Origin of the sequence: Paraburkholderia polaris, assembly GCF_012927345.1 — a bacterium.
GTDB lineage: Bacteria > Pseudomonadota > Gammaproteobacteria > Burkholderiales > Burkholderiaceae > Paraburkholderia > Paraburkholderia polaris.
This window is the reverse complement of the sequence record NZ_JABBGJ010000091.1, coordinates 1-14,239: the sequence shown is the minus strand read 5'-3', so window position 1 is coordinate 14,239 and position 14,239 is coordinate 1. Positions and strand designations below refer to the sequence as shown.

Annotated in this window: 14 protein-coding genes; 10 read left to right on the top strand and 4 right to left on the bottom strand. The window is 62.9% G+C overall.

What is annotated here, in order from left to right; genetic code table 11:
* A partial coding sequence (locus HHL24_RS44455; RefSeq protein ID WP_407947499.1) for a DUF6444 domain-containing protein occupies positions 1 to 160 on the bottom strand: 160 nt, incomplete at its 3' end.
* Positions 161 to 554: 394 nt separating this feature from the next.
* Here HHL24_RS44455 and HHL24_RS42285 point away from each other — a divergent pair.
* The 5 genes from HHL24_RS42285 to HHL24_RS42265 are packed head-to-tail and all read left to right on the top strand — an operon-like array spanning position 555 to position 5,852.
* Entirely contained in the window at positions 555 to 1,634 is a 1,080-nt protein-coding gene (locus tag HHL24_RS42285) for an LLM class flavin-dependent oxidoreductase (protein ID WP_169491189.1), read from the top strand.
* Positions 1,635 to 1,645: 11 nt separating this feature from the next.
* The gene (locus HHL24_RS42280) at positions 1,646 to 2,545 is read left to right on the top strand and encodes a class II aldolase/adducin family protein (RefSeq protein ID WP_230417811.1); all 900 of its coding nucleotides are present in this window, start codon (positions 1,646 to 1,648) and stop codon (positions 2,543 to 2,545) included.
* 12 nt (positions 2,546 to 2,557) lie between these two features.
* The gene (locus HHL24_RS42275) at positions 2,558 to 3,613 is read left to right on the top strand and encodes an ABC transporter substrate-binding protein (protein WP_169491188.1); all 1,056 of its coding nucleotides are present in this window, start codon (positions 2,558 to 2,560) and stop codon (positions 3,611 to 3,613) included.
* Positions 3,614 to 3,645: 32 nt separating this feature from the next.
* Positions 3,646 to 4,254 (top strand): cysteine dioxygenase family protein, encoded by a 609-nt coding sequence (locus tag HHL24_RS42270; protein WP_169491187.1) that lies wholly within the window; start codon positions 3,646 to 3,648, stop codon positions 4,252 to 4,254.
* Positions 4,251 to 5,852, top strand: a complete 1,602-nt coding sequence (locus tag HHL24_RS42265; RefSeq protein ID WP_169491186.1) for a rhodanese-related sulfurtransferase — start codon at positions 4,251 to 4,253, stop codon at positions 5,850 to 5,852. Before HHL24_RS42270 ends, HHL24_RS42265 begins: the two co-directional genes overlap by 4 nt.
* Before the next feature lie 120 nt (positions 5,853 to 5,972).
* On the opposite strand, the gene HHL24_RS42260 is transcribed toward HHL24_RS42265, so the two are convergent.
* The gene (locus HHL24_RS42260) at positions 5,973 to 6,884 is read right to left on the bottom strand and encodes a LysR family transcriptional regulator (protein ID WP_169491185.1); all 912 of its coding nucleotides are present in this window, start codon (positions 6,882 to 6,884) and stop codon (positions 5,973 to 5,975) included.
* Between the two features lie 281 nt (positions 6,885 to 7,165).
* On the opposite strand from HHL24_RS42260, the gene HHL24_RS42255 reads away from it, so the two are divergent.
* The 4 genes from HHL24_RS42255 (at position 7,166) to HHL24_RS42240 (ending at position 11,462) form a co-directional block, all read left to right on the top strand.
* Positions 7,166 to 8,077, top strand: coding sequence for an ABC transporter substrate-binding protein (locus HHL24_RS42255; protein WP_230417812.1), 912 nt, complete (start codon positions 7,166 to 7,168; stop codon positions 8,075 to 8,077).
* Between the two features lie 22 nt (positions 8,078 to 8,099).
* Positions 8,100 to 9,290, top strand: a complete 1,191-nt coding sequence (locus HHL24_RS42250) for an acyl-CoA dehydrogenase family protein (RefSeq protein ID WP_169491183.1) — start codon at positions 8,100 to 8,102, stop codon at positions 9,288 to 9,290.
* Between the two features lie 645 nt (positions 9,291 to 9,935).
* Positions 9,936 to 10,487: a hypothetical protein gene (locus HHL24_RS42245; RefSeq protein WP_169491182.1), complete on the top strand. Its 552-nt coding sequence runs from the start codon at positions 9,936 to 9,938 to the stop codon at positions 10,485 to 10,487.
* Between the two features lie 21 nt (positions 10,488 to 10,508).
* Positions 10,509 to 11,462, top strand: a complete 954-nt coding sequence (locus tag HHL24_RS42240; RefSeq protein ID WP_169491181.1) for a patatin-like phospholipase family protein — start codon at positions 10,509 to 10,511, stop codon at positions 11,460 to 11,462.
* A gap of 15 nt (positions 11,463 to 11,477) precedes the next feature.
* Here HHL24_RS42240 and HHL24_RS42235 read toward each other — a convergent pair whose 3' ends face one another.
* Both HHL24_RS42235 and HHL24_RS42230 read right to left on the bottom strand, forming a co-directional pair.
* Positions 11,478 to 12,758 carry a type II toxin-antitoxin system HipA family toxin gene (locus tag HHL24_RS42235; protein ID WP_169491180.1) on the bottom strand — a complete coding sequence of 427 codons (1,281 nt, stop codon included), beginning with the start codon at positions 12,756 to 12,758 and terminating at the stop codon, positions 11,478 to 11,480.
* Positions 12,748 to 13,086, bottom strand: coding sequence for a helix-turn-helix transcriptional regulator (locus HHL24_RS42230; RefSeq protein WP_169491179.1), 339 nt, complete (start codon positions 13,084 to 13,086; stop codon positions 12,748 to 12,750). Before HHL24_RS42230 ends, HHL24_RS42235 begins: the two co-directional genes overlap by 11 nt.
* Before the next feature lie 457 nt (positions 13,087 to 13,543).
* Here HHL24_RS42230 and HHL24_RS42225 point away from each other — a divergent pair, with 457 nt between their 5' ends.
* Positions 13,544 to 14,233, top strand: a complete 690-nt coding sequence (locus HHL24_RS42225; protein ID WP_063497873.1) for an ABC transporter permease — start codon at positions 13,544 to 13,546, stop codon at positions 14,231 to 14,233.
* The last annotated feature ends 6 nt before the right edge of the window (positions 14,234 to 14,239 follow it).

The window sequence follows — 14,239 nt, the reverse complement described above, 5'->3', positions numbered from 1 at the left end:
GCAACGACTTCGGCTTGCGCCCGGGCCCATCGCTTGAGGGCGGCTTGCTGGAGTTACGACTGTTCTTCTCGAGTTTCGCTTCGAGCGCGTTCAGACGCTTCACGAGATCAACGATGAGCGCGTCCTTCTGTTCGTGTGTGAGGTCTTTGAAATCAGGCATCTTCGTCATGTCCTTCACTATGCACAGCCTGGCTGCAGTTTACAAGCGCTGAATAGTTACGCGGCGGCAAAGAAAGTAAGTGCCTGCCCCGCACAGGGGCGAACGCTAATAGACCACTAACAAATCAAGGAAAGGCCAAAGCCATAAGCAAACAGACAGAAAGCGCCGCGCAGGCAACCAACCCAAGCAAAACCCAACTCCACAGACACACAGACAACAAGCGCGGCGCAGCCAACCCCCACCCCGTTACATGCAAACCCGATATAGATATGGCCGATCAATATTTAACAACCGCATGTAGCGCTGCTACCTTAAACCCCTCGAACAGATCAATGCATCCAGCCAAGAAAGCCACCGCCCCGCCGGGCAAAAAACCATCCTGGGAGACACCACCGTGTCCATCGAATTCATCGGCATGATCCAGACCCGCAAGGTGTCTGAAACCCACGCACCGCAAGGTCCGGTCGTCGACATCGACTATGTCGAACAATTCGCCCGCGCACATGAAGCCGCGGGCTTCGACCGCATCCTCGTGCCGCATCATTCGACAAGCCCCGACGCGCTCCTCACCGTCGCCCACGCGGCCAGCGTCACGAGCAAAGTGCACTTCATGCTCGCGCATCGCCCGGGCTTCGTCGCACCCACGCTCGCCGCGCGCCAACTGGCCACACTCGATCACTACTCGGGCGGGCGTCTGGCAGTGCACATCATCTCCGGTGGCGACGATGCTGAACAACGCCGCGACGGCGACTACCTGTCGCATGACGAACGCTACGCCCGCACCGACGAATACCTGCACATCCTGCGCCGCATCTGGACCGAAGCGAAACCCTTCGATCACGACGGCCAGTACTACCGCTTCGAACAAGGCTTCTCCGAAGTAAAACCGGTGCAGCAACCCCATATCCCCGTGTATTTCGGCGGCGCGTCAGCGCCCGCGCTCGAAATCGCCGGACGTCATGCAGATGTCTACGCGCTATGGGGCGAATCGAAGGCGCAAGTGCGCGAGCAGGTCGCCCGCGTGCGCGCGGAAGCCGCCAAACACGGCCGTACCGTGCGTTTCTCAGTGTCGTTCCGGCCGATTCTTGCGGCTACCGAAGCAGCTGCATGGGAACGCGCGGACCATATCCTCGAGGAAACGAGGCGGCTGCGCGCGGCGCAAGGGCTCGGCGTCGGTGGCCCGGCGCAAAGCGAAGGCGCGCGGCGGCTGCTCGCGGCATCCGGTGAATCGGATCGCGTCGATGAACGTCTGTGGACCGGTATCGCCAAGGAAATCGGCGGGCGCTCGAATTCGACCGCGCTGGTCGGCACGCCCGAACAGGTCGCCGAAACGCTTGCCGAGTACTACGCGCTCGGCGTCTCGACCTTCCTCGTGCGCGGCTTCGATCCGCTCGAAGACGCCATCGACTACGGCCGTGAACTGATTCCGGCCACCCGCGAACGGATCGCGCACGTCGAGCGCGTGGCCGCCTGAACGGAGCCACGATGACCGATCTGTCCGCCGCGCTGCAAAACACGCCGACGCCGCAAAGTGCGCCTGTGCCGCAAAACACGCCAGCGCCTCCAAGTGCCCCCACGCTGCAAAACACCCCGGATACGCCGTCGCTCCAGCGTCACGCGCCGCTCCGTAAATTCTGGTTCGACGACGTCCCGCCGCGCGAAAGCGTCGCGGCCGAGCGGCGCTATCGGCAGGAACGGCTCGCCGTGGCGTTTCGTCTGTTCGCGCGTTATGGGTTCGACCAGGGTCTCGCCGGCCATATCACCGCGCGCGATCCGGAGTGGCCCGATCACTTCTGGGTCAATCCGTTCGGCAAGCATTTCAGCCGCATTCGCGTGTCCGATCTGCTACTGGTGAATGCAGAAGGGGAGATCGTGGTCGGCGAGGGGCCGCTGAATCAGGCGGCCTTCGCGATTCACGCGGCGATTCATGAGGCGCGTCCCGATGTGGTCGCCGCCGCGCACACGCATTCGCTCTACGGCAAGGCCTGGTCGACGCTCGGCCGCACGCTCGACCCGCTCACGCAGGACTCGTGCGCGTTCTATCAGGACCACGCCTTGTTCGACGACTTCCGCGGCGTCGTGCTCGATACCGATGAAGGCGCACGCATCGCCCTGGCGCTGGGCGAACGAAAGGCGGTGATCCTGAAGAATCACGGCATTCTCACGGCGGGTCCGAGCGTCGAGGCGGCGGCCTGGTGGTATATCGCGCTCGATAATGCCTGCCATGCGCAATTGCTCGCCGAAGCCGCCGGCTCGCCGCAAGCCATCCCGCACGAGGTCGCCACGCTCACGCATGAACAGGTAGGCCGCCCGGGCGGTGCGCTGTTTGCGTTCCAGAGCCTGCTGGAAGGGCTGGTTGAAGCCGAACCCGACGTCCTGAGCTGAGCGCCCCATAAGATGACCCAACGTTTCGATTCGCCGGTTTCGCTCCGGCGCCGCCGGCTCGTGTCTGCGCTGCCGGTGGCCGCGTTGTTCGGCGCAGCAGCAGGCACAGGCGTGATTTCGGCAGCCGCCGCTGCAGCCACGCCGGCAGCCAGCGACAAAACCGATCCGCCGGTCGATCTCGGCAAGGTTCGTTTGCGCGTCGCAACTTACAAAGGCGGCGACGCTACGTTGCTGAAAACCGCAGGCTTCGCGGATACGCCGTACACCATCGACTGGTCCGAGTTCCAGTCCGGCAACGCGATGGTCGAGGCGATGAACGGCGGCTCGCTCGATATCGCCTCGGGTAGCGAGATCCCACCGATCTTCGCGCGCCTGCAGAATGCTCAGGTACGCGTGATCGCCGTCTACAAGGACGACGTCAACAATCAGGTCGTGCTGGTCCCGAAGGGCTCGACGGTCCGCTCGATCGCCGATCTGAAGGGCAAACGCGTCGGCTATCTGCGTGCCACCACGACGCATTACTACCTGCTGCGCATGCTCGAAGAGGCGGGGCTGTCGTTCAACGATATTCAGGCCACCTCGCTCGCCCCGCGCGACGGTTTCGCCGCGTTCAACGCCGGTTCGCTCGATGCCTGGGCGATCTACGGCTACAACGTGCCGCTCGCGATCTCGCAAGCGGGCGCTCGGGTGCTGAAAAACGCCAACGGCTATCTGTCCGGCAACTATCTTTACTACGGTCATCCCTCGGTACTCGCCGATCCGCAACGGCGGGCTGCATCCGCGGATCTGCTGGTGCGGTTGCAACGCGCCTGCGCGTGGTTCGGTCAGCACCAGGATGCCTACGCGAAGGTGTTGTCCGCGGAGTTGCGCGTGCCCGAGGAGGCGATCCGCTCGTTGTATCGCAACCAGAGCCAGGCGCGCCGCGTCACCGGCATCACGGCGGCGGACATCGCGAGCGAGCAGCAGGTCGCCGATACGTTCGCGCGTGCGGCGGTCATCGACCGGCACGTCGACGTCGCACCGTTGTGGACCGACACCTTCAACGCCGCGCTCGCTCGCGGTGCGTGACCGATTCAACCAACCTACCTTCTGAACATTCGATGACTCAAGCTTTGAGACCGGACCGGCTGCGCGCGTTCGTCGGCCGGATTGCGTCGCTCGTCGACGAGCATGTGCCCGAAGCCCATCTGCTCGAGGCCGGCGGTTCCGCGCTGCGCGAACTGATCGCCCACGATGACTGGTTGCCGGACGCCTTCGCGCAACCTGATCCCGAGCGCTATCAGCAATTCCTGTTGCACGCGGATTCGCAGCAGCGTTTTTCAATTGTCAGTTTTGTATGGGGACCGGGCCAGTCGACGCCGGTGCACGATCACACCGTATGGGGTTTGATCGGTGTATTGCGTGGTGCGGAAATTGCTCAGGGGTATTGCATCACGCCAGACGGCGCGTTGGAGGAAGAGGGGGCGGCAAAACGCCTCGATACCGCCGCGGTGGATGCCGTGTCGCCGCGCATCGGCGATATCCATCGCGTGAGTAATGCTTTTCGCGATCGTACGTCGATCAGCATTCACGTGTACGGTGGAAATATTGGCGCGGTGACGCGTTCCGTCTATCCGGCCGACGGAGGCCGCAAGACCTTTATCTCCGGTTACTCGAACGACGTCTTGCCCAATATCTGGAATGTTTCAAAGGAGTCCCCGATCTCATGAGTTTCGCTAAAGAGTTTCGCATCCGGTCATTTAAAGACGTGCGCCGCGCACTGCTCGAGCGCGAGGAAATCGTGCTCGTCGATGTGCGCGAGGAGGATCCGCACGCGCGCAGTCATCCGCTGTTCGCCGCCAATCTGTCGCTGTCGCGGCTCGAACTGGAGGCGCCTGTGCGCTTGCCGCGCCGCGACGTGCCGGTCGTCGTGTTCGACAACGGCGAAGGGCTTGCCGAGCGCGCCGCGCGCCGGTTGAGCGAGTTGGGTTATACCGACGTCGCGCTGCTCGACGGCGGTTTGCAAGGCTGGCGCGAGGCGGGCGGTGAGCTGTTCCAGGACGTCAACGTACCGAGCAAGGCATTCGGCGAACTGGTCGAAAGCGAACGCCATACGCCGTCCCTCGGCGCGCCGCAGGTGCTGGCGCTGCTCGATATCGAAGCCGATGTGGTGGTGCTCGACGCACGCCGCTTCGACGAATATCAGACCATGAATATTCCCGGCAGCATCAGCGTGCCGGGCGCGGAACTGGTGCTGCGCGCGCGGCAGCTTGCCCCAAATCCGTCGACGCGCATCATCGTCAACTGCGCCGGGCGCACCCGCAGCATCATCGGCGCGCAGTCGCTGATCAATGCGGGCGTGCCGAATCCGGCTGCGGCGCTGCGCAATGGCACCATCGGTTGGACGCTTGCCGGTCAGGCGCTCGCGCACGGTAGTTCGCGCCGCTTCGAGCCGATTGCCGATGACACGCTTCGTCTCGCCGCCGCCGATTCCGCGCGTGGGGTGGCCGATCGTGCAAAGGTGGGCCGCACCTCGCGCGACGAAGCGCGCCGTTGGGCCGACGAAGCGGTACGCACCGTCTATCGCTTCGACGTGCGCACGCCGGAGGAATACGAGGCAGGGCACGTGCCCGGTTTTCGCAACGCGCCGGGTGGTCAGCTGGTGCAGGAGACCGACATGTTCGCGCCGGTGCGCGGTGCGCGCGTGATCCTCGCCGACAACGACGGCGTGCGCGCGAACATGACCGCGTCGTGGCTTGCGCAGATGAACGTCGAGGTGTACGTGGTGGACGGCTTGGGCAACGTGGATTTCGGCGAAAAAGGCGCGGCGCCCGCCGCGCGCTATGCACCCACACCGCCTGCTGTCGACGAGATCGCGCCGGCTGAACTGGTTACGCTCCTGCAATCGCCCGGCACCGTCGTGCTGGATTTCACGACCAGCGCGAACTATGTGAAGCGCCATATTCCTGGCGCGTGGTTCGCGATTCGCGGGCAACTCGATGAAGCGTTGCGCAAGCTGCCGGATGCGCAACGTTATGTCGTGACCTGCGGCAGCAGTCTGCTGGCGCGCTTCGCGGCACCGGAGTTGGCGGCGTTGACGGGTAAGCCGGTGCAGGTGCTAAGCGGCGGCACGAGTGCGTGGATCGAGGCGGGCCTCGCCGTAGAAAGCGGTGAGACGCGTCTGGCATCGCCGCGCATCGATCGTTATCGTCGTCCGTATGAGGGAACCGATAACGCGCGCGAAGCGATGAACGCGTATCTGGAATGGGAGTACGGGCTCGTGGCCCAACTTGGACGCGATGGCACACACGGTTTTCGGGTGATCTGAGGACTGTGCTTGCGTGAAGCGCGGATGAAGCAGATAGACCAGCCGCAACCGGTGAAATCAGGCAAGGCTGGTGAGTCGGCCGAGTCAGCCGGAGTTAACTTAACTAATGCAGCGTGCGGCTCAAGCCGCGCGCTGCGCACGCGCTTCCTTGAATTGCTGCTCGATCGCCGCGCCAAAGCGCTCGACTGGCTGTTGCAATTTACCCAGCACGCGCGGATGCACGAGCCAGATATCGATGAGCGGCTTGAAGTCGCTCATCGAGATGATGTCGAGCATGTCCGCGTGAGCGCTGGCTTGCAGCAGCGGCAACGGCACGAGTCCAAGACCGTTGCCGTCAGCAACCAGTTGCAATTGCAGTTCAGTACCGAGCGTTTCGAGATTCAGCTTGAGCGCGAGCCCCAAGCCACTCAGCGTGCGTTGCAGGCCGTCGCGAAAGCCGCAGCCATCCGGATTCAACACCCACCCAATCGACTGACATTCCGCCAGGGTATGCGCGCGCTTTTTCAACAGGCCTTTCTGCGCGACCACCGCCAGTTTGATGCGGCCCAGCGAGCGCGCCGACAACATTTCGTCGAAGGTCTTGTTGCTGGGCAGCAGGATGGCGGCGGCGTCGAGCTCGCCCTGCTCGACGCGTTGCAATAGCTGACTGCCCCAACCGGTCGACGCACGCGCCTGCAGATCGGGGTAGGCCGCCTTGAGACCGCGCATGGCGTCGGTGAGCGCGATATCGGCAATCGTCTGCGCGACGCCGAGGCGCAGCGTGCCGACCGGCGGCGTGTCGGTGGCGACGATCTCGCGCAGCACGTCGAGTTCGCGTTGGATCACGCGGCACTGTTCATAGACGATGCGGCCGGTTGCCGTCGCCTTGAGCGGCCGCGTATTGCGGTCGAGCAGTTCGACGCCAAGCGCCTCTTCGAAATTCTGCAGGCGGCGCGTGATCGCCGGTTGCGTGAGGCCGAGTGAGAGCGCTGCCTGTTGCAACGACTGACAGCGAATGACGGTGACGTATGCGTCGATTTCGTCGATCTTCATGATGAGCGGTGAGTCAAAGGATGCGCAACGCAGCGCAAGATTCGTGCGTTCGATGATACCCGCATCAATGTGCGCGCATGTCTCGCCGTCCAAGAAAATTCGCATATTTGCTTAGCAGAATAATGCGTTTGTCTTATACAGATGCGTGCCTTATCGTCGATGACACATCATCTGGATGCCATGACGTAATTGCCGCTATGACGACTTCCCGCTCTTCTTTCTCCGCCTCATCCGCCTCGTCAGTCTTGCAACGTGCGTTGCTCAAACCGCTCGGCGCGGCAATGCTCGCCCTGTGCGCGACCGTCTGCGCAACACAGTCCTTTGCCGCGGATTTGCCCGTGCTCAAAGTCGGCGATCAGTCCTTGCAAACACGCGGCATTCTCGAAGCATCCGGTCAGCTGAAAGACCTGCCGTACAAGATCGAGTGGTTCAACTTTCCAGCCGCGCAGCCGCTCGGCGAAGCGCTGAATGCCGGTGCCGTGGATGTCGGTGGCTTGGGCGATGCGCCGCTGGTGTTCGCGCTCGCGGCCGGCGCCCGGGTACGCGCGGTCGCGGCGACCCGGTCGAATCCGCTGGATCTGGCGATCGTCGTCGGCGCGAACTCGCCGTTGAACGATGCAGCGAGCCTGAAGGGCAAACGCATCGCCACAACACGCGGTTCGATCGGCCACTATCTCGCGCTCGCCGCATTGAAGAAGGCCAACGTGCCGCTGACCGAGGTCTCGTTCGTCTTCCTCGCACCCGCGGATGCGAAGGCGGCGCTTGCGTCAGGCAGCGTCGATGCATGGTCTGTGTGGGACCCGTACACCGCACTCGGCGAAGCGCGCGATCACGATCGCATCATCGCGAACGGCGTTGGTCTGTCCGAGGGACTCAGCTATCAGGTCGCGACCGAACGCGCAATCGCGGACAAGCGCGCGCAACTCGCCGACTTCCTGCGACGTGTGGCGATCGGCCAGCGTTGGGCGCTTTCGCATCCCGACGAAGTGGCGGCGATGCAATCGAAAGTCACGGGTCTGCCGACCGATGTGCTGAAAACCGTCTATCAGCGTGGCCAGGTGCATCCGGTGGCGATCGACGACAGCGTCGTCGCGGCGCAGCAGCGTACCGCCGATACCTACGAAGCCGCCAACGTGATTCGTGCGCATCTCGACGTGCGCACGAGCTTTGATCGCAGCTTCCCTTTGCCTTGATGCGGCCTGCCGGAGTCCTCACATGAACGCCCCGATTGCCGAAAGCGCGGTGACGCGCCGTCATCCACCGCTCGATAGCGATGCGTTCGACGCACTGCTTACGCAGCTCACGAGCGAGTTTGCTGCCGGCGCGGCCCACTACGACCGCACGGCGGAATTTCCGCACGCCAATCTGGCGCGCTTGCACGAATTCGATCTGCTCTCATTGACAGTGCCCGCATCGCTTGGCGGCGCGGGTGCGAGCTTGCCACAAGCCTTGAAGGTGGTGCGCGCGGTGGCGCGCGGCGAGCCGTCCACGGCACTGGTGCTGGTGATGCAGTACCTGTTTCATCATCGCTTGCAGGGCAACCCGCATTGGCCTGTCGAACTGCGTGAACGCGTGGCGCGTGAGGCGGTACGCGATGGCGCGCTGATCAACTCGCTGCGCGTCGAACCCGAGTTGGGTACGCCGGCACGCGGCGGCTTGCCAGCGACTATCGCGAAGCGCAGCGCCGACGGCTGGATCATCGACGGCAGCAAGCTGTACTCGACCGGCAGCCCCGGTCTCACCTGGCTCGCGGTGTGGGCGCGCAGCGACGAGACGCCGCCGCGCGTCGGCGTGTGGCTGGTGCATCGCAACACACCCGGCGTGCGGGTCGGCAGCGAGTGGAATCATCTGGGCATGCGCGCCACGGGCAGTCACGAGCTCGTGTTCGACCAGGTATTCGTGCCGGCCGCTCATGCAGTTGACGTCCATCTGCCCGGCGAGCCGGGTGCCGGGCTCGACGCGCTCGGCTTCGCGTGGATGAGCGTGCTGTTGTCGGCGGTGTATGACGGCGCCGCGCGGGCCGCGCGCGACTGGTTCGCGCAATGGGCCGCCGAGCGCATCCCCGGTAATCTCGGCGCGCCGCTCGCGAGCCTGCCCGCGTTCCAGCAGACGCTCGGCCGCATCGACGCGCTGCTGTTCAGCAATCGCGTATTGCTCGACACAAGCGCGCATGCCGAACGCGTGACACTCGACGAAGCGCCGCTCGTCAAATACACGGTGACGAATCAGGCTATCGAAGCGGTGCAACTGGCGGTCGAGGCGAGCGGCAATCCCGGCCTCAGCCGCGACAATCCGCTCGAACGTCACTATCGCGACGTGCTGTGCGCGCGGATTCATACGCCGCAGAACGATTCGGTGCTGCAGGGGGCGGGGCGGGCGGGTTTTGCTGCGTTTGTCCGCGCGTAAGAAGGACGGAGCGAGCGCCGCGCAAACTGGGTGCAACGCCGGCGCCGCGCTCCGCAAATCATCTGCCGATTCGGTGTAAACGCGCTCTCGTCTAAATCCGCCAATCCGTTTAGATTAGCTGCACTTGGAAGGCTTATCGAGGGACCAGGGCGGCCAAACAAGCAGCGGTTCGCCATTCCGGCGACGGCGCAAGGTCAGAGGCCAAGATCTCTCACCGCTTCGCCTGGGACCGGACCGCTGCGCGTCGTCCGCGGTACTGCGTTTCAGGCGGCTGTTTGGCCGCTGTTTATTTCCGGTTTGACCGTATCGACCGACTTGGCGACGCTTTGCACAGCGTCGCCTTTTTGCTTGTGGCGACGGTTTTCCCGGGTTCACCGCGGATTTTCCGCCCTTTTGCCGTGCCTGCTGCGGCGCGTTTTGCTGCGCCTTCGCCAGTGCCTTTTCCTGTGCCTTTCCTGCGCTTTTCCCGCTGAGTCCGCGGCCTCGTCGCGCAATCGCACCCACCGCAAACCACGCTGCACGACAGGCCATGACCGCCTTGCCGCCGTCGCTCGCGGTTTTTGCTCCGCGCGGTTATCCTGTAGTACACCCTACACAACGGGATGCGGGCGACTTGCCGCTTCGCGTCCGTACAGGAAACTCGCTGTGAGCCTCAAACTGCTTACTGTCGTGATGCTGGCCGCATGCGTTGCGCTGGCCGGTTGCGACGACCAACAGAGCGACCGCGCCGTGCAAAAACTCAAGGAATTCTTCAACGCCGTCAAGCCGGATGCGTTATTGCTCAAGAACATGACGCCGGGCATTACCACCGAGGCGCAGATCCGCGATCAGATGGGCAAGCCGGAAACCGAACGCACGTTTACCGACGGCTCGAAGCGTTTCGAATATCCGCGTGGCCCGCAAGGACTGAACACGTACATGGTCGACATTGACCGTGACGGCAAATTGCAAGCGATCACCCAGGTGCTGACTGCCGACAACTTCGGGAAGATTCGCATCGGCATGACCGAGGACGAGGTGCGCCGCCTGCTCGGCAAGCCAGGCCAGATCGCCGTATTTCCGCTCAAGCCGGAAACCGTGTGGAGCTGGAAGTGGCGCGAGGGCGGCGTGACTGAAGAAGGCATTTTTAACGTGCACTTCGATCAATATCAGAAGGTGTACACGACATCGCGCTCGGACGTGATACGCGGGCGATAGTCGATAAAAGGCGGGGAAGACATGATACATCGACGTCGATACAGCCGTATCGGGCTGGTATTGGGGGGTGGCGCAGCACGCGGCTGGGCGCATATCGGCGCGATTCGCGCGTTGCTCGATGCGGGCATCAGGCCGGATGTCGTGTGCGGCACGTCGATTGGCGCGCTGGTCGGTGCCGTGTATGCAAACGGCGATCTCGACTGGCTCGAAGAGTGGGTTTCGAAACTCACCTGGCAAACCGTGGTGCGGCTACTCGATCTGCGTTTTTCGGGCGGCTTGCTCGGTGGGCGCAAGGTAATCCAGATATTCGCGGACAAATTCGACGGCCGCTCGATCGCGCAGTTGAACATGCCGTTCGCGGCGGTGGCCACCGAACTCGATTCGGGGCGCGAGAGCTGGTTGCAGGACGGCAGCGTGGTCGACGCGGTGCGCGCCTCGATTGCGATTCCGGGGATTTTCACGCCGGTGTATCACAACGGTGTGTGGCTGGTGGACGGCGGCTTGAGCAATCCGGTGCCGGTCTCGGTGGCGCGCGGCATGCGGGCGGACTGCGTGATCGCGGTCGATCTGAACAACGATATTCTGAATGGCCGCGATTTCGGCGGCGCGGTAGTCGACACACCGGCGCTCGATCCGGATGCGCCGCCGCCGGTCGCGCTGCGTCGGAACGGCAAGCCTTGGCCACGCTGGCTTGCGCCCTCAGAAGGGCGCGGTTCCGATGATGTGCGGGTGCCGCCGGCGCCGAGTGCGCGCGTGCCGTCGATGCTGAGTTCGATCGCGCAGAGCATCGACATCATGCAGGTGCGGATTTCGCGGAGTCGCCTTGCCGGCGAACCGGCGGATATTCTGATTCAGCCACGGCTCGGCGGGATGGGGATTTTTGATTTTCACCGTGCCGGGCCGGCGATTGAGGAGGGGCGCGCGGCGGTGGAGTTTATGTTGCCGGCGATTCGGGCCAGGTTGGGCATTGATTAGCAGTGGCATTCGAGTCTATTGAACTAACGCAGCGAGCGCTGGCGGCGCGCTTTCAAACACGAACGGATTGAGAAACTGGCGTCGCCACATCAGATTGCGATCGACCTCGCTCAACTGCGCCTCGGCGCAGATTGGGTCCCAGCGATCACAAATCACCTCGATCTGATGTTGGGCCAACGCGATGGCGTCGTCTCTCGACAGAAGGAACTGCGGCGCCGCCCTCAGGCATGTTTCGATTCGGCTGAACCGCTCGTTGCCGACGATCAGCATGGCCTGGGTGGCCTCGTTGCCCGCACGCGCTTGCGGGCAGATGTCGTAGGCCGGCGTGAGCGCCAACTCGCGACCGTTCCAGTAGGCGGCATGATTACGCGCGTGGTCGTCGGTGTTGCCGCACAGCACATTGAATAGCATGCGGGCAAATAGCTCTTGGAGCGTGGCTCTTGGCTCGCTGAAACGATGTCGGATCAGCGTGGCGAAGTCATCATAGCTGGCGTAGCGCGCCATCATTTCATCGAGCGCGAACAACGTCAGCGCCGACACCATTGCGCGACGTTGCCAGCCTTGCGCCGCGCGCACCCGGTCGAACCGTTCTATGAGCAGCACATCCTTACCGCCGACGTGCTTGAGCGTGACCGGCGCGGCGTGAACACCGACCTCGGACGCAAGGCGCATCGCAATGTATTCGGCCTTCACAACGCTGTAGACGTCACTCTGTGAAGAGAACTTGGCGATGAATTTCCTGTTGTCCGTGGTGATCATCGCCTTCGGACGTGCTCCGCCAATCGAGCTGCCGTGAAACAGCGCGCGCTGCAGATCGGGGCTAAGCGGTACCCCACGCTCGACGCTGGCGACCGCGTCTAGCAGATCGTTGAACGACGCAGTGGCCGTTTCGCGCGGCACGTATTCTGTTGCTGAGAGCTGGAAGTCGAGCGCGCCGATGCGATCTGAGCCGGACTCCAGCAGATAGGTGAGCTCATCGAGTTCAGTGGTGTCGATCTGGCGCCCACGCATGCCAAGCTTGCGATTGATAATGATGCGCCGTCCCCATGCATCCGGCGCTGCGTCGCGGATGCTGCCTGGCATTGACAGGCCGCTGGGCAAGAGCAGCGTGCCGCGCTGGAGTGGCAACTCGGGTGCATAAAGCGGGATGGCGTTTTCGCGCGCGAGGTAGCTTTGACCATAGTTGAATAGAAGCTTGTCGCCGACGGCAGCTAGCCGGCCGGCGACCACCGGTTCGGTCGCGCAGGGTAACCAGACCCAGACAAAGGCTTCTTTATAGGTGGTTTCAGAAGTCATCTTTCGTTTCGATGCGAGGTGCGCGCACGGCTCGTGGCAGCAGCGTCAGGATTTCTGCGTTAGCCTGGATGGCGGCAGCCATGATCGACTGGTCGGCATCGAAGAGCCGCACTCCGACGATCGCGGCTGCTTCGAAGACCGCACCGATCGAACAGGACGGATCGCCTTTCTCGATACGCTGCACAAGACTGCGGGATAGACCAGCTCTCTCGGCCAACTGCGCTGCCGTGATCTTGCGTTCAAGACGCGCGCGCCGGATCAATTGTCCGAGCAGCAGCGCGGCGTCCAAGCTGTACCGGGAGGCGGGGCGGGTAGCTGAACTGGGCATGAGAGTGCCTTTTGACTCATATATGAATCACAAAGTAGCGTTATGACTCGTTTGTGAGCCATTATGGTGGCGTGCTGACAAAAAAACAATCAATGATTCGTATATGAGTCATGAAATGCCTTTGCGACTCATATATAAGCCATTTCCATCTTTCTCTGCCAGATTTTGAGTCGTTCGAAGCTCGGACCATCTATCGAAAAAGCGACCCGAAACTTGCTAAATCGCTCCGGCGCTCGCGGCACGCTCCCCACCTTACAAAACCATATCCCCCGCAAAACCAAGCTCTGCGAGCGCTCAACCGTGGCAAACGGCCTATTGCTGCATCGCAGCATGCGCTCACCCCTCCTTTGAGAAATTAATTTTCGCTTGCGAGACTCCGCGCCATGCCGGATGAGTCGGGCAGGCATAACCCGACTCCATCCATGACATCCTCAATGAAACCTGGATGGAGACACGCGTGTTCCTTTACGGCTTTGGTCCGGTCTTGTTGGCCGGCACGATCCAGACGATCGAGCTGTCCGTCCTGTCGCTGGCAGCCTCCGTGCTGCTCGGCCTCGCGGGCGCGGCGGCCAAACTCTCGTTCAACCGCCCGCTCAGGGCGATCGCAACCGGCTATACGACGCTGATCCGCTCGGTGCCCGACCTCGTGCTGATGCTGCTGCTGTTCTACAGCATCCAGATCGCGGTCAACAATCTCACCGACGCGCTCAATCTGCCGCAGTTCGATATCGATCCGTTCGTGGCTGGCGTCCTGACGCTCGGCTTCATCTACGGCGCGTACTTCACCGAAACCTTCCGCGGCGCGTTTCTGGCGGTGCCGCGCGGCCAGCTCGAAGCGGGCAGCGCGTACGGCATGAGTGGCGCGCGGGTGTTTACGCGCATCCTGTTTCCGCAGATGATGCGCTTCGCGCTGCCGGGCATCGGCAACAACTGGCAGGTGCTGGTCAAGGCCACGGCGCTGGTGTCGATCATCGGTCTCGCCGATGTCGTCAAAGCCGCCCAGGACGCCGGCAAGAGCACCTTCAACATGTTTTTCTTCATTCTGGTCGCCGCGCTGATCTATCTGGCGATCACCACCGCGTCGAATCTCGTGCTGATCTGGCTGGAAAAGCGCTATTCGATCGGCGTGCGCCACGCGGAGCTCTAAGACCAT

Excerpts from the sequence above, each read along its gene's own strand:
- HHL24_RS42265 (WP_169491186.1), top strand. The coding sequence starts at position 4,251 with ATGAGTTTCGCTAAAGAGTTTCGCATCCGGTCATTTAAAGACGTGCGC.
- HHL24_RS42240 (WP_169491181.1), top strand. The coding sequence starts at position 10,509 with ATGATACATCGACGTCGATACAGCCGTATCGGGCTGGTATTGGGGGGT.
- HHL24_RS42280 (WP_230417811.1), top strand. The coding sequence starts at position 1,646 with ATGACCGATCTGTCCGCCGCGCTGCAAAACACGCCGACGCCGCAAAGT.
- HHL24_RS42255 (WP_230417812.1), top strand. The coding sequence starts at position 7,166 with ATGCTCGCCCTGTGCGCGACCGTCTGCGCAACACAGTCCTTTGCCGCG.
- HHL24_RS42275 (WP_169491188.1), top strand. The coding sequence starts at position 2,558 with ATGACCCAACGTTTCGATTCGCCGGTTTCGCTCCGGCGCCGCCGGCTC.
- HHL24_RS42250 (WP_169491183.1), top strand. The coding sequence starts at position 8,100 with ATGAACGCCCCGATTGCCGAAAGCGCGGTGACGCGCCGTCATCCACCG.
- HHL24_RS42260 (WP_169491185.1), bottom strand. The coding sequence starts at position 6,884 with ATGAAGATCGACGAAATCGACGCATACGTCACCGTCATTCGCTGTCAG.
- HHL24_RS42270 (WP_169491187.1), top strand. The coding sequence starts at position 3,646 with ATGACTCAAGCTTTGAGACCGGACCGGCTGCGCGCGTTCGTCGGCCGG.
- HHL24_RS42235 (WP_169491180.1), bottom strand. The coding sequence starts at position 12,758 with ATGACTTCTGAAACCACCTATAAAGAAGCCTTTGTCTGGGTCTGGTTA.
- HHL24_RS42230 (WP_169491179.1), bottom strand. The coding sequence starts at position 13,086 with ATGCCCAGTTCAGCTACCCGCCCCGCCTCCCGGTACAGCTTGGACGCC.